Here is a 14583-nt window from a genome sequence, read left to right on the forward strand (position 1 = left end):
CCATTAACGCGCCAATAATTTTAGGAGTTGCTAATGGATTAGTTAATAACTGCTTTGAACTTAAAAAGAAATTTTCTACAATAACTAATATTTTTTATCAAAAAATTGTTCTTTAATTATCGATAGTATTCTTTTAAAACGATTTTTACTTTCAAAAACATGTGTTGTGTTGAATGTTTCCATATAAATAATTCTATTTGTTTCATTTGAATATATAACAATTCCATTATTACCAATTCCAGCGGGGTCAATTCCAATAATTAAGTCATATTGCATAATTAATCAAATTCACCATTTTGAATTTTTTCTTGTAATTTCATTATTAATTTAAGTTTTCAATTATTAATATTAATTTTAATTTCATCACTAATATCATCTTTAAGTAATTCCATAAATTCATTATCAAGATAATAAATTAATTTTTCTTTATCCATATTTATACCTCCTACTTAACCTAACATTTAAAATACAGTCATAACAAATTGCTTTACCATTTTTATCTCTTAAAAAATATTTTCTTGTTTTTATATCATTAGTATTAAAGAATAAATAATCTAATTTATTTTGTTTACATGTTCAACAAAAATACTTTTTCATTATGAGTTGAAATTTCCTTATAAGAAGTAACTAAATAATTAATTGGTAAATCATCATGTTTATATGGATTATTTATTTTAAAATCTTTTCTGTTTTCTTCTCACGTAATGTTATATTTAAAACAAGGATTAGTAATTTTAGTTTTGTTATCTGTTATTTCACCGATAAATCAACTATTATGCTGTTCATAAAATGTTAATGGTTCAAGTTTTATATCATTAAGATAATATTCTTTTGGAGCAGTTGGTTTATTAACAGTTATTTTTTGGTCTTTAATATATGGTTCTAATAATTTTATTAATTCATTACCACTTAATTCTCTTTTAATATTTTCTAAATTAAAAACTCAATATGTATATTTATCATCAGCAATAAAACTATTATTTTTAACCATTCATTTTGGACATTGTAATTTATATTCACCATAATCAATAAGAATAGATTGTGGTCTATCTTTAACAATTTGTTCTTTTTTAAATTCTATTTGCATAATAATCCTTTCCTAATATGTTCTGTTGCTTCTAGCATAAAGAACATATATTTTGATTTTTAGATTATTAATAATACTACTATTCGTTTTATTCATTCCAGCAATTCTGGGCTCAAAAATAAATTGTGAAATTTTAAAAAACATTGAGGCATTCGATTCAATATTTATTTAATTTGCGTTTAGCAAATTAATATTTTTAATTGAACCGGTCCCGCTCAATTTTTTTTACAAGTTTTAAATTTATTTTCTCGCCCAAAAAAATTTTTCAAAAAAAATAAAAAATAAAACCAACACTTGCTCACTGGGGAGTGGCAAGGTTGGTTAAATAAAGAATAGAATTAATACAATGGGTCCCTACAACAGGTCTATATATACTAGTTTCCAATTCGCTCCCACCCCAAGAATTACCATTTCTGGTTAGTATATTTTATTAGGCATCATCCACTTCTTATTTATCCATGCAAGTCCACATGCTAGCCACTATTTTGAACAACTGTGTTGTGGTTCACTTTTTTAATTCCTTAACACGTGTTGATAATAGTATTAAAGAAAATTATTAAAAATTTTAAAATTTTACAATTACAAAAAAAGACAAGAAATAATCTTGTCTTTTTCCTTAATAACTTTGATAATAATTTTTATTTTTTTTAAATGTATATTTTTTAAAATACGTCGAATATAAATTTAAAAATTTAAGGGTTAAAGAGAGTAATTTTGTCTAATTTTCATTATTTTTCAAATAATTCATTTTTGAAAATAAGTTACTAATGTAATAATTAATTATTTCGTAAATTTGACAACCGTCCCTGAGATTAATTTAGATAGAGCAAGTTTAAATTGGGATTATTCTTATGCTTATACATTAGGTGGTGTTTAAATTAATTATGAGTGATTTTGTGAATGAGTGATTTTGTGAATAGTATATTACATTTAATTTTTATATTTTCTAGTAAAGATATTCAAATATTTTTAAATCAACCAAATATTACTGATGAAGTTTATATTTTGTTTAATTTGACTTTTTGGTTGGTATTAGCTGTATTTTTTAATTTTATTTATCGTAGTATTAAATTTGTTTTTAGGTCATTGTTTGGGTAGGTGTTAATTATGAGTGTTTGAGATATTTACAATAAAATACATCAATGTATAGTTGATTATTGAACTATGTTTATAGGTAGTCCAGTTGACCAATTTACTACTATTTTATGAAATTTAGTGGTTTATGGAACTCAGTTTTTTATTGGATTTATTATATTTTATGGTTCATGGTGAATTTTAAAATGTTTATTTGGTAAATAATTATGTGATTTAAGTTTGCTAAATTATTTTTTGTTGTAAATAGTACTGTTCAAGCACCAACTAGTTTAATTGTTTCTAATGCACCTAGTGAAAGTAATTACACTATAACTAGCGATATGGTTAAACCCGTTAAATATAATGATTTTAATGATTGAGCAACTATTCCATGAAACTCTGCTTATTTTGATGTTGGCCAACCAGATTTAAAATTAGTTTCTGCTGTTGTACATAAAACTACTGATACTCCTTATTCAATTCAATTTCATTCTGATGTTGTAGGTAATTTTGATAGACGAGTTAGTGATTTATCTACAAATTATGATTTTACAGAGCAAGATTTAGAACAGTTATTTCTTATTTTATTTAATCATAATTATATACAAACTGGTAAGTTTAATGAGTTAGTTTTTTGAAATTATAATGTTTCTAATAATTTAAGTTTTAAGTTGACTTTTGAAATTACAAAACCTTTGAGTTTTTATATACAAGGTTTTATGTTTTATATTTCTGCTGAATATTTTAGTTATTTTTCTTCTATTTATACATTTTCATTTTTAGATTATGAAGGTAATATTCGTTATAATTTTAAAGGTGTATTAAATGATAAAGATAGTGTTTACAATTTAGGAAAATATAATTTTGTTACTATGCCGGTTCGTGTTCCAAATTTAAAGCATTTAACAATTGATTTTGATTTATCTTCGTTAACTAATCGTGACGGTTTGCATGTTAAGTTTGGGCAGATGAACATTTTTTCTTCCAAAGATATTGTACCAGTACCACCAAATAGTCCTTTTAACCCTGATTATGAACATGTTAGTTGATATGATGTTTTTGGTCATTTGCGTAATGCTTTTAGATGAGTACTTTATGGTGTTGTTGGTAAAGTTTTACCAGTTGAACCATTAAGACAATTTCTTTTTACAACAGATAGTTTATTACGACATATTTTTTCAGATACGATTAGTACTGCTTTAAATGTTGATATTGTTAGTGGAATAGAAAATATTATACCTTTATGATTATTTGTTAGAGCAATTAGTTTAATTATAGGTTAGGAGTTGTGAAATAATGCCTTGATATGGTTACGTGTTATTGGTTATAGGTTTGATTATGATTATTTATCCAATTCTTATAACTATTCGTAATGTTAAAATTTTAAAACGAGTTGGTAGTTATATTATTTCAGCGCCACCACGTACTGGTAAATCTGCTCTTGCTTGTTGTTTAGCACAAACTCATAAAAAACGAGTAGTTAGTCCTTTTCCTATTAAATTAAAAAATGGTTATTCTTATTTGGTTAATTATAATGATGTTTTTACTTTTAATCAGTTAGCAAGTAATTATGCTTTTGAAGAAGAAGATTTAATAATTTTAGATGAATTAGCATTAAAGATAAATTCTAATGATTTAGGAGTACAGTTTAAAAATCAACAAGAAAGTTTAGGACAATTTTGTAAGTTAATAGGTCATATGTTTAATGGTACTATGTATTTGATTGAACAACATCCTAATAGAATACCAGTACAAGCAAGAGAAAAAGTAGAGTATGTTGTGTAAGTTAAAAGAATGCGTTTTTTGGGCTTTGTTGTTATATTTAATCTTAATTTATATACTAATATTGATGATTATAATAAAGTAGTGTTTTCACGACGTAGAACAAAGAAAATGATTAAAAAAGGCATTATGCCTCCAAGTTATAGTGGTGAAGCAATGGCTATGACTTTATTTTTTCCTAGACACTGGTTAAAAAGGTATAATTCACGTGCTTTACATTATGTGCATGAACTTAAAAGTGAATTGTCACCTAAAAAATACCTTAAAGAAGCAAGTAGTATTGATATGACTTATACTGATATTAAGTCTGCTGGTTTAGATAAATTAGATAATATTTTAAAGAAAAAAGGTAAACCTAAAAATAAAGATAAATAAAAATAGTTATAGTCGCAGTGAACCTACTGCGACTATAATTTGGGTGAGCCACGTAGTGGCGAGGGACGTAGTCCCTATATACTTGAGCTATTTCCATGCCAGAACATTCAGTAATACTTTTTTTAATATAATCTCCTTCCTTATTTGAAAGTAATCCATAGATTCAAACAACTAATTGATCATCTGATTGGCTTTTAAAGTGTGGTTGACGATTTAAGGTATAACTTAAAATTCAACTTGAATCGATAGCAGTAACAATTCCACCAGTTACAACTTTTTTAGCATATGGATCTCTTTTACTGATTTTTTCAATATAAGGTGCCATTTTTTTATCTAGAGTTGTTAATGTTGCTGAGATAAATCAACTTTCTTTTGGTAAATTTGCATAAAATTTCTCTGGTTTTCCAAAATCTTTACTTTGCTTTGCCAAATTTTCTCATAATTCTCAACTTCCACCTAATTGGAGTTGTTCACTAATTGGTGCTGGAGTATTATGATCACCATATGTTGTACTTTCAGTAATACTGCCATTAGTTACAAAAACAAAATCATTTTCTTTTAATATTATTTGTTGTTCTTTATTCTTTTTTTGAAAAATGATTTTTTTTGCAATTTTTTCTTTATTTTCATTTTCTGAAATTATAATATTTTTTACTATTGTTTCATAGTGAAAAACAACACCTTGTTCTTCTAAGTGAGAAATTAATGGTAAAACAAGTGATTCGTATTGATTGTATTTTGTAAATTTAAGTGCTGATAAATCTGGTAATCCACCAAGGTGATGAATGAATCTCATAATATATCTTCTCATTTCCATAGCACTATGTCATTTTTCAAAAGCAAACATTGATGATCAATATCATCAAAAATTTGATTTAAAAAAATCTTCTGGAAATACTTCTTCGATTGTTTTATTATTTAGATTTACTTCTTTTGTTAAAAATAATTCAATTATTTTTTTACAAGCCTCTTCATTCAAAGTAAACTTACCATCATCTTCTGTTCTTTTCCCTTGTTGATGAATAAGTCGACACTTAGAATAATTTGGATCTTCTTTATTTAATCAGTAAAATTCATCTAAAACTGAAGCCCCTTCAATTTCTAAAGATGGAATAGAGCGAAATAAATCTCATAGACATTCAAAATGGTTTTCCATTTCTCGTCCACCACGACTAATGAAACCCTTATCTGGATTTAAAATCCCATCTAAACTACCACCAGCAATACTTAATTCTTCAAAAATATGGATATTTTTTGGATTCATTTTTGCATCTCTGATTAAAAATGTAGCAGCGGCTAAAGAAGCTAATCCTGCTCCTACTAAAAATGCTTTTTTATCTTCTATTTCTTGTGCTGGTTTAGGTTGTGCAAATGCTTCATAATTTCCATTGCTTTTATACATATAATTTGTACCTCCTATTTGTTATTTTTTATTTTTTTGTTAATCATTTAAATTTTGTTTAATTTTATTAGTAATAAAATGAGCTAACTGCATACCAATTACTTTTGATGGTATTTCAGTTGGATGAACAGTATCGACAAAAAAGTAGTTATTAACTGTATCTAAAGTTACCCCCGGATTTAATTTGGGTTGTAAAATTCCATCTTTTAAAAATGATTCATAAAAACTAATATCACTAGCTCCTTCTTTAATATTCATTCCTCTTTTACCTAAATCATTTAATGTTTGTTTAACAACTGATGAAAGTTCAAAATCATTAATTTGTTTTGGGTAATCTTCTTTTAAAGTTTTTATCATTGCTTTTCATTGTGAATGAAAATATTTAAAAGCTGCTGCTGCTTTTGTCTCTAGGATAGGATCATTATTATAAGCAGGAGTTTCACTAATATCCGGAACATCAGTAACAACAATATTCGCTACATGATGTTTAAGTAGTCGCATTAGTGATATTTTTTCATTAAGGATTGCAAAATCTAAATAAAGTTTTCATGTTAAGAAAGGAGAAGTTGTATCTTGCATTACTGCCAAAAGATCATTAGCCCCCATTACATATAGTACTCAATCATGATCATTAATATTTTTATGTTGTGAAAGTAGAGAAGTAACTTGTGCTTGTGCTGAAAATTTACTAACAAAAAATCCACCTGGATAAATACTATATCCTAATCTAGCAGCACCAACAGCATAATTTTCGCCAATTTGTTGATAAGTTTTGCCAACAAATGGTATTTTTTGAAATTTCCATGCTGGTGTTAAAGGTTTATGAAAATAATTTGCTACAACACTAACTGCATTTGGACCATTACAAAACTGATTATTATGATAAGGTTCTTCCATTTTAATTTCTTGAATTTTTGGAAGGATTTTATTACCTTTAAAAAATTGTGTTCCAGCTCCAACAAGTGCACCATTATCTGATAAACTATCACCAATAACGTATAAATTATCAACTTGTTCTATAGCTTGTTCTTCTTTATTTAAATAACAATGCTTTGAATTAATAGTTAATAATGATAATGAACTTAAAAGTGTAGCACATGTTAAGTTATATCAACGCATGTTTATTTGCCTCTTATGTATTTTTTCATTATTTTTTTAGAAATATTTATTTTTTAGTATTAAGATTTACTAAAAATATCATTTTTTATTATTTATTTTTGGATTCATTTTGATAAAAAATATAAAATAATTTTAATTGATTCAGTTTTTATAAAATTCAAGTGTGTATAAACTAAACTAATGATTAGTTTTAGTCTTTTTAAAATAATTATTCTAAGTAAATCTTAATTTAAGTCTATAATTAAAAAAATGAATATACAATAAAAATAAAAAAAGATAATTTGATTAATTAAACTATCTTTTATTTATTGATTAGTGTATTTAATTTTTAGATTAAAATATTAATTAGTAAAAATATAGTCTAATGGTATATCTCAATTATCGTGATTAATTATATAAGGAATTTTTTGAATAGCAAAACCAAGTCCTATTTTACTAAAGTTAAATTTATTTTTAGATAAATAACGATCGTAAAAACCTTTACCATAACCAATACGATAATAATCTTTATCAAAGGCAATCAATGGTACTAACATACAATCAATTTGACTTCCTATAACTTTTTGGCAATTTAAACTTGGTTGTCCAATTTTAAAATCATTATCAAATACGATATCGTTTCAACTATTAATAAAGTAAAATTCCAAATGCTCACCATTCATTCTTGGTAAACAAACTTGTTTTAGATTTTTTCATAATAATTCAATAATTTCTTTAGTTTCTACTTCATATGGTAAGGAATTATAAAGAGCAAATACATTATTTTGTTTAAAATAATGTGATTCATTAAATTTATTGAAAATAATTTTATTTCACTTTTGATAATTATTTTTAGAAACATTTTTTAATTTTTTTAAATAAATGGTTCTTAAACTAATTTTATCCTTAATTTCCATTTCCATTTTTTTCACATTCTTTCTCAATTATTTTATTAATACCATTAATACCAATAAGGGCACATTTAATTCGATTACGTTGTCTTGGTACATTTTTAAAAGCAATCATATTTTCAATTATTTTATCATTAAAAAATTGCTTTTCTGATAACATTGCTTGATAATTAATAATAATTTCTTTTATTTGTGATATTGTTTTACCTTCAATTAAAATACAAAAAAGATCGGTTGCTGCAGTTGAAATAGCACACCCAATTCCAGTAAAGCGTGCGCTATTAATAACTTTATTTTTAATAGAAATTTCAACATGAAAATTATCAACACATGATTCATTGTTTTGATGATATGTCAAACTATTTGGTAAATTTTTAAAACCTTTATTTTTTGGATTACTATAGTGTTCAACAATTAGTTTGCGATAATAGTCTTGATTGTTATTAAAAGAATTCATTTAAAAAATCTCCTCCTTCATTAATCCCTTTTTTTAAAGCTATTACTAATAAGTCAATATCTTTTTTGCAATTGTATATGTAAAAACTAAGACGAATTGTTACTTCAGCGTTAATTATATTAGGTAATAATTTAGCACAATAAGTTCCACTGCGTACGCATATATTTTGTGTTCCTAAAAAATTAGCAACATCTTGTGCAAATACTTTTTTAATATTAAATATTATGTTACTACTATTGCCATCAATATTATAAATTTCAATGTTATTTCCTAACTGCGCTGTTAATTGTTCAATTGCGTATTTTTTTAGTAAAATTTCATGATTTCTAATATTTTCAATACCAATGTTTAATAAATACTTAATAGCTGCACCTAGCCCAAATACACCCGCAATATTTTGTGTTCCACCCTCAAAACGATAAGGACTATCTAATAAGTTAAATTTACCATTTTCATAAATATCACCATTCATGCCTCCACCCAATATTAGTGGATCTAGCATATTTAATCATTCGTTTTTTCCTCAAAAGACACCGATTCCAGTTGGACCAAAAACTTTATGACCAGAAAATCCAAAAAAATCAATATTTCAATTTTTAACATCGGTTTTTATATGTCCTATTGATTGTGCACCATCTATTATTACTAAAATATTTTTAAAAATTCAATTATCACTTTTAACATTTTTTTTACCATATTCTTTAATAAAATTAGTTAATGTTTCAGTATCATTTTTTATTGCTAAAGAATTATTAATATTTGCAAAAGCAACTATTCTAGTTTTAGGTGTTAAAACTTTTTTTAAATTTTCAACAGTAATGACTCCTTGTTTATTTGTTTCAATAAATTTTATTTTAATTTTTTTAGTTTGTATCAAACGATAAAATGGTAAGAGTAATGAGCTATGTTCTAAAGTGGTTAATAAAATTTCATCATTTTCTTGTAAATATTTTTCTAAGCCAAAAGCAATTTGATTATAAGCAAAAGTTGCTGAAGGACAAAAAACTATTTCGTTTTCGTTACTATTAATAAATTTACTAATTGTTTTTCTAGTATCTTCAAATATATCATTTCCCTTAACAGCAAGTTGATAATCTTGACTATGTGGATTAATACAATATTTTTCATAATAATCCCTAACAGCATCAATAACTATTTGTGGTTTTAGTGAAGAAGCCGCTGTATCTAAATAAACTAAATCAGGATTATTTTTAAAAAAGGGAAAATCAGTTTTAAAGGTATTATCATTAATGTTTATTTTTTTATTCATATTTACTCCTATATCATTACACCAAATATAATATACTTATACTAATGATTATACACTTAATTTTGTGCTAATTTTCTTAAAATTAAAAAATGAATAAAATATTATTTGTGCACTATAAAGTAATAATATTTAAAAAAATTAATATTTTAAATTTTTTAAAATAAATAATTGGTAATTAGTTATTTCATTTTAAAATTAATTAGAAAAAACTATCCCTTAAATATAAATTTTATGTTAAGATATCTTAGTAAAATAAATTAAAAAATCTTTTTTTGCTATAGATTTAATTAAAAGGAGTGAATAAAGTGCGCAATATTCTTGCCTTAGTTGCAGCTTTCACGTTATCATCAACATCAACTATGTCTATTATAGCTTGTAATAATTCAAATGAAAGAGGCACAACTAATGTTTTCGACTGAAATAGTGCTTTTATAGATACAAGTACTACGACTGACACCTTTTTTAATTACTTATTAAATAATCCCAATAGTGGATGAGGTAAAACATTATATACTGATATTAATCAATATATTAATCTTTCAATTTTAAAAAATACTCCAGAATATAAAGATGATTATCTTGCTGCTTTGACAGCAGCTCAATCTGAGATGGAAAATAAAATAAAATCATTACAAGCAAAATATGGTCGTTCATGAGAAAAACAATGAAAGAAAGTATTGGGCGATGATGATGTTAATACTTACATTGATAATATTTTAAAAAAGAGTGCTTTAGGTATTATTCAACGTAGTTATGTTACTAGTAATTATAAGGATTATAAATACTACAATCAAAATGAAATTAATATTTGATTAAAGGATTTATGAGAACAAGTAAAGAGTGAAAACAATCCAAATGGTACTTATGATAGTGTACAACAATACATTAATGGTAAAACAAGTATTACTGATGCTGGTAAATATTCTAGCAAAATTTGAGTTGTTGCTAATGCCAATAGTTTAAATTCTGATCTTACTGATTTTAAACAATTAGATGATGCTGTTAAAGCTGCTAAAACATGAACTGGTGTTAATATTAGTTTCCCTGTTGTAAAAACTAGTGATGATAAGAATGATAGTAATTATGAAACAGATTCATACAATACTATTGATGGCTTATTAAGTGATAATCAATCTAAAATAGCTAAAGTAATGTTAAGAAATCAAGAATTAATTTGAACTCGTCAAATTGTTATTCCTTTTGATTCTACTGCTAAACCTTTACAAGAAAAGATTAGTGCTTCTCAGTTTTCTCAAAATAAAACTAAAATTAATGAAATTTTAAAGAATATTAGAACTAATGGTTTTGATCAAACATTCACTGAAGAAAAAGGGGCCGCTACTACTGATGTTAGTAAAACTGGTGATTTAGGATTAATGGATATTACTAAATCTTCACAAGAGAATAGTCCTTTTTATTATTACTTATATCGTTATGTAACTAGTGCTGAAGGTGTTGGTAAAAATGTTGATGGTATTCAACCATATAAATTAACACAATTTACTTCACCAACTGACAAGGAAAAGGGTTTAGATGACTTAATTCCTTATATAGACCGTGATAGTATTAAAGATAAAGGTAAAGATGGTACTAGCCAATATAATGATTTAGTTTATATGAAAGATATAAAAGGACCACAACTTCCTGATGCTGCAGTTAATAATGGACCTGGAGTTGGCATTTTTATTGATACTGGTGGTATTCATTTTATTCAAACGCCAGGTATCACATATCAACAGCAAGACAAACCTAAAAGCGATGAATCAACTTATAATATAATTAAAACATTTAAAAATCATAGAAAAGATACTTATCAGTGAAAAGACTTAGCACCGTTATCTGAGCGTCCAGGTGGATTATCTGATTCTCCTTATCTTGATTATTTACAAACTGGTTTTTTACTACAAAAATATACTCCAAATACAACTCTTACTTTTAATTTAAATGATGCATTAACAGCCTTTACTGGAGGTACTGGTAGCCTTGGTGATGCAACTTGATGAGATTATAATTTATACTTTAATAATAACTCGAGTTTAATTCATTGAAATTTACAGGATATATTTGGTTCAAGTCCTCTTGATCCAACTGATACGAAAATTAATAGCTTTGTTGAAAAAATGAAAAGTTGATTTGATAAAACTAAAGAAAATCGTTGAAACAATAGACAAGGTATTAATATTAATGCAACATTTAAGGATAATATTATAAAAACTAATAATACATGAGATGGCTTTACACAAGATGCACCAGTTGCTCGTATGGATACTAATATTGCTAATTATCTAGATGTTGTTGGGAAACGAACATTATGATGATATGATCCAAGTATCATTAGTTCTTAGACGGGAGGTATTAAAAATGAAAAAGATAAAAAAGATTTTACCATTATTAACTTCAGTTACTCTTTTATCTGGCCCTGTATTATTATTAGTTGCTTGTGATAATGAACGTGATATGAGTAATTTACCTAGTGGTAAAATTCCTGATGATTATAAAAATCGTGTATTATTTAATTTTTTAGGAGTAAATTTTAATGAAACAATTTCTGCTCAGTTTAAGAATACTTATTCACAAGGTCTTGATTTTATTTTAAAAGATGTTGAAGGAACAATTGCTCAGCAAAAATTTTATGAATTTTTTCATAAGAAACTTCATTATAGTGAAGACACAAAAAATGCAGATGGTACTACTGCAATAATGGGAGAAGCCAATAAAGCTTTTATAAAACTTAAAGATGATTTAGGATTAAGTTTATTAACTCAAAAGTACTTAAGTGGTATTAATACAGCTAATTCACTAGATAAAGTATCAGCAGCAGATAATAATGAGTTATTATTTCAAAATCAAAGTTGACATCAGGATGGTACAAGTAAATTTAATTATCAAAATGTAGATTTTTATAAAGAAAAAAATAAAGATACTGGTAAAGTTAATGATCCTGATCAAATATTTACTCCTGATAGTTTATATAAAGATTATGGTGATAAAGATGCTGCTTTTGATGAACAATTAGCTGCCATTGCTAAACATCCAGATGACAATTATAGTAATGAAATTGGTAAATTATTACCAAATGATGCTAAAAAATGAAATAGTAGTGCTGGTACTGATATTCCAACTTATTCAAAATATTTAAAACGTTTCCAATGATGATTACGTTTTCGTTATCAACAATATTATCAATATGAAATTTTACCAGCATTAAATCAAACTTTATTTACAATGTCTTATATTTTAGACAATATTGTTGATATTAAAGATAATGAAGCAGGTAAACCTATAATTTCAACCCAAACAAATAACCTTTACATAAGTCAATTACAAGATACTACTGGTTGACAAAAGAGTAACTATAATGTAAATTGAAACTTTACTACTGATTTAGCAAATGCGCAAAGCATTGATAAAAAATGAAATAGTAGTCCTTCTGAACCTCCAAAGTGAGAGTCAATTGTTAAAGATGATGATTCAGGAAAAGGAAAAACTTTAAATTCTGATTTTTTTACTCAATTAACAAGCGGTAATGCCTCAACTATTAGTGAAATTGATCCTAATTTTGGTGCTAATGGTTTCTTAAGTACTGCAACTAATAATCAATTGGCTGCAGGTTGAGTATCTAATGGTGGATTACATTACACTACGAATAATAATATTGCTACATTTACTTACTCTGCTCCTATTTATTTCCTAAACCTTCTACAAAATTTAGATTTTAGTTTTTTAAGTAATAAAAACGAAGGCTGAGTTCCAGAAATTAGTAATTTAATTCATTCATGAAACATTAGTGGTAATGCTAGTCTTAAGACAGATTTCTCTAAGTATATAAGAGCTGATGGTAAGGAAAGCACTATTACCCAAGAAACAAAGTGAAATATATTTTGACAAATGTTATATTCTATATCTGCTAGTGATTCTGCAACTAAAGATTCACCAGCAGCTGAAAACTTTAAAATCGCTGCCCAAAATTTATTTCCAACATATATTCCAAAAAATAATATATATGAAGAAGAGTTTTGAAATAAGGTAAAAGAGTTTTATCCATAATAATACTTAATATTTTAAGTTATACTTATAAAGTAAGTTGAGGTGAAATATATGACAAATAAAGCATGCATTTTTTGTACAATTATTAAAGATACAAATAACTTAATTTTTGAAGATACAAATACAGCAGCATTCATGGATATCAATCCCATAACTAAAGGACACATTCTAGTAATTCCAAAGCAACATTTTGAAACTTTTATTGATACTACACCTAAAATAGTGAGCGATGTTAGTATCACAACTCATAAAATTGCTAATTTGCTAATAAAAACTATTCCCGAAATTAAAGGATTTAATATTTTAACTAATAATGGTAGCGAAGCATTTCAAGAAGTATTTCATTATCATGTTCATATTATTCCAAAATATATTCGTGAAAAAGGGTTTTTAATTAATAGGACAAAAGAAAATGTTACAATTGATGATATTAATAATCTTAAAAAAATACTAAAATCACAATTAATGTAAAACAAATATTTAAGGAGGAAAAAAATGAAAAGTCTTAAGTTATTAACTTTACCTAAAATATTAATGCTAATTGGTGCTGTATGAATTATTGTTTTTAGTTTATTGTATGCAGCGGGAGTTATAACTTATAGTTTCTATGGCTGAAATGAAAATGGAGCTACATTAGTTATAATAGGTATTATTTATATTCTAATACCATTTTCAGTTAAACCCGGATTATGATCAAGACTATGAGCACTATTTATATCATTTCTTTCAGTTATAATAGTTATTGGTTTATTTGTTGGCAAAGATGTAGATTATAAGTCAACATGAACTTATATTAATGCTTTACCACATATTATCATGGCGTTTGGCTCTATTTTATGAATATTTAATAGTAAATAAGTCATAAAATAATTATTAATAACTTAAAATATTGGATAATATATTGTCCAATATTTTTTTTATAATTTTGGTTGAAAATAGTATTAAATCAATTTTTAATAAATAATTAATAATATTTTTAGAGTTTATTTTCAACATAAATAATAAGAAAAAAATATTATAATAGTTATTATTATCAAATTTTATAAAAATTATTAATTGATGAGTGGCATAACTACCTTT

General features: G+C 25.4%; 17 protein-coding genes and 1 pseudogene. 9 read left to right on the forward strand and 9 right to left on the reverse strand.

The window, feature by feature from the left end; all coding sequences use genetic code 4:
• Window positions 1–84 precede the first annotated feature (84 nt).
• From AACL03_RS05880 to AACL03_RS05895, 4 genes are all read right to left on the reverse strand, one after another.
• Window positions 85–276, reverse strand: a complete 192-nt coding sequence (locus AACL03_RS05880; protein ID WP_339039821.1) for a hypothetical protein — start codon at window positions 274–276, stop codon at window positions 85–87.
• A gap of 2 nt (window positions 277–278) precedes the next feature.
• Window positions 279–434 carry a hypothetical protein gene (locus tag AACL03_RS05885; RefSeq protein ID WP_339039822.1) on the reverse strand — a complete coding sequence of 52 codons (156 nt, stop codon included), beginning with the start codon at window positions 432–434 and terminating at the stop codon, window positions 279–281.
• A gap of 134 nt (window positions 435–568) precedes the next feature.
• Window positions 569–1087: a hypothetical protein gene (locus AACL03_RS05890; RefSeq protein WP_339039823.1), complete on the reverse strand. Its 519-nt coding sequence runs from the start codon at window positions 1085–1087 to the stop codon at window positions 569–571.
• 12 nt (window positions 1088–1099) lie between these two features.
• A complete protein-coding gene (locus AACL03_RS05895; protein ID WP_338957288.1) occupies window positions 1100–1231 on the reverse strand; it encodes a hypothetical protein in 132 nt (43 codons plus the stop codon).
• A gap of 756 nt (window positions 1232–1987) precedes the next feature.
• Between AACL03_RS05895 and AACL03_RS05900 the strand changes: the two genes are divergently transcribed.
• From AACL03_RS05900 to AACL03_RS05920, 5 genes are read left to right on the forward strand one after another with little or no spacing between them, the layout of a single operon-like run.
• Window positions 1988–2185 carry a hypothetical protein gene (locus AACL03_RS05900; protein ID WP_338957711.1) on the forward strand — a complete coding sequence of 66 codons (198 nt, stop codon included), beginning with the start codon at window positions 1988–1990 and terminating at the stop codon, window positions 2183–2185.
• Between the two features lie 9 nt (window positions 2186–2194).
• Entirely contained in the window at window positions 2195–2386 is a 192-nt protein-coding gene (locus AACL03_RS05905; protein WP_338957709.1) for a hypothetical protein, read from the forward strand.
• Window positions 2387–2388: 2 nt separating this feature from the next.
• The gene (locus tag AACL03_RS05910) at window positions 2389–3444 is read left to right on the forward strand and encodes a hypothetical protein (RefSeq protein ID WP_339039824.1); all 1056 of its coding nucleotides are present in this window, start codon (window positions 2389–2391) and stop codon (window positions 3442–3444) included.
• 13 nt (window positions 3445–3457) lie between these two features.
• Window positions 3458–3946, forward strand: coding sequence for a hypothetical protein (locus AACL03_RS05915; RefSeq protein WP_339039825.1), 489 nt, complete (start codon window positions 3458–3460; stop codon window positions 3944–3946).
• A 9-nt stretch (window positions 3947–3955) separates the two neighbouring features.
• Window positions 3956–4318, forward strand: a complete 363-nt coding sequence (locus tag AACL03_RS05920) for a hypothetical protein (protein ID WP_339039826.1) — start codon at window positions 3956–3958, stop codon at window positions 4316–4318.
• Window positions 4319–4400: 82 nt separating this feature from the next.
• Here the strand turns inward: AACL03_RS05920 and AACL03_RS05925 are convergent.
• The 5 genes and pseudogenes from AACL03_RS05925 to AACL03_RS05945 all read right to left on the reverse strand — a co-directional run.
• Window positions 4401–5720 (reverse strand): annotated as a pseudogene (locus AACL03_RS05925) (oleate hydratase); the annotation flags it as partial.
• A 39-nt stretch (window positions 5721–5759) separates the two neighbouring features.
• Complete coding sequence (locus AACL03_RS05930; RefSeq protein WP_339039828.1) at window positions 5760–6839, reverse strand: SGNH/GDSL hydrolase family protein; 1080 nt, start codon at window positions 6837–6839, stop codon at window positions 5760–5762.
• A gap of 341 nt (window positions 6840–7180) precedes the next feature.
• Window positions 7181–7741, reverse strand: a complete 561-nt coding sequence (locus AACL03_RS05935; RefSeq protein WP_252319030.1) for a 5-formyltetrahydrofolate cyclo-ligase — start codon at window positions 7739–7741, stop codon at window positions 7181–7183.
• On the reverse strand, window positions 7725–8186 hold the full coding sequence (gene sufU / locus AACL03_RS05940; protein ID WP_339039829.1) for a Fe-S cluster assembly sulfur transfer protein SufU: 462 nt from the start codon (window positions 8184–8186) through the stop codon (window positions 7725–7727). The genes AACL03_RS05935 and sufU overlap by 17 nt, the downstream gene beginning before the upstream one ends.
• Complete coding sequence (locus AACL03_RS05945; RefSeq protein ID WP_338957699.1) at window positions 8173–9456, reverse strand: aminotransferase class V-fold PLP-dependent enzyme; 1284 nt, start codon at window positions 9454–9456, stop codon at window positions 8173–8175. The genes sufU and AACL03_RS05945 overlap by 14 nt, the downstream gene beginning before the upstream one ends.
• 305 nt (window positions 9457–9761) lie before the next feature.
• Here AACL03_RS05945 and AACL03_RS05950 point away from each other — a divergent pair, with 305 nt between their 5' ends.
• Genes AACL03_RS05950 through AACL03_RS05965 form a run of 4 tightly spaced genes read left to right on the forward strand, consistent with a single transcriptional unit; the run spans window position 9762 to window position 14361 of the window.
• Entirely contained in the window at window positions 9762–11801 is a 2040-nt protein-coding gene (locus AACL03_RS05950) for a hypothetical protein (RefSeq protein WP_339039830.1), read from the forward strand.
• A gap of 16 nt (window positions 11802–11817) precedes the next feature.
• Complete coding sequence (locus AACL03_RS05955; protein WP_339039831.1) at window positions 11818–13503, forward strand: hypothetical protein; 1686 nt, start codon at window positions 11818–11820, stop codon at window positions 13501–13503.
• Between the two features lie 51 nt (window positions 13504–13554).
• Window positions 13555–13974: an HIT family protein gene (locus AACL03_RS05960; protein ID WP_339039832.1), complete on the forward strand. Its 420-nt coding sequence runs from the start codon at window positions 13555–13557 to the stop codon at window positions 13972–13974.
• A gap of 24 nt (window positions 13975–13998) precedes the next feature.
• The gene (locus tag AACL03_RS05965) at window positions 13999–14361 is read left to right on the forward strand and encodes a hypothetical protein (RefSeq protein WP_252318892.1); all 363 of its coding nucleotides are present in this window, start codon (window positions 13999–14001) and stop codon (window positions 14359–14361) included.
• The last annotated feature ends 222 nt before the right edge of the window (window positions 14362–14583 follow it).

This window comes from Spiroplasma endosymbiont of Andrena trimmerana, assembly GCF_964019575.1.
In the GTDB taxonomy this organism is placed as follows: domain Bacteria; phylum Bacillota_I; class Bacilli_A; order Mycoplasmatales; family VBWQ01; genus Spiroplasma_E.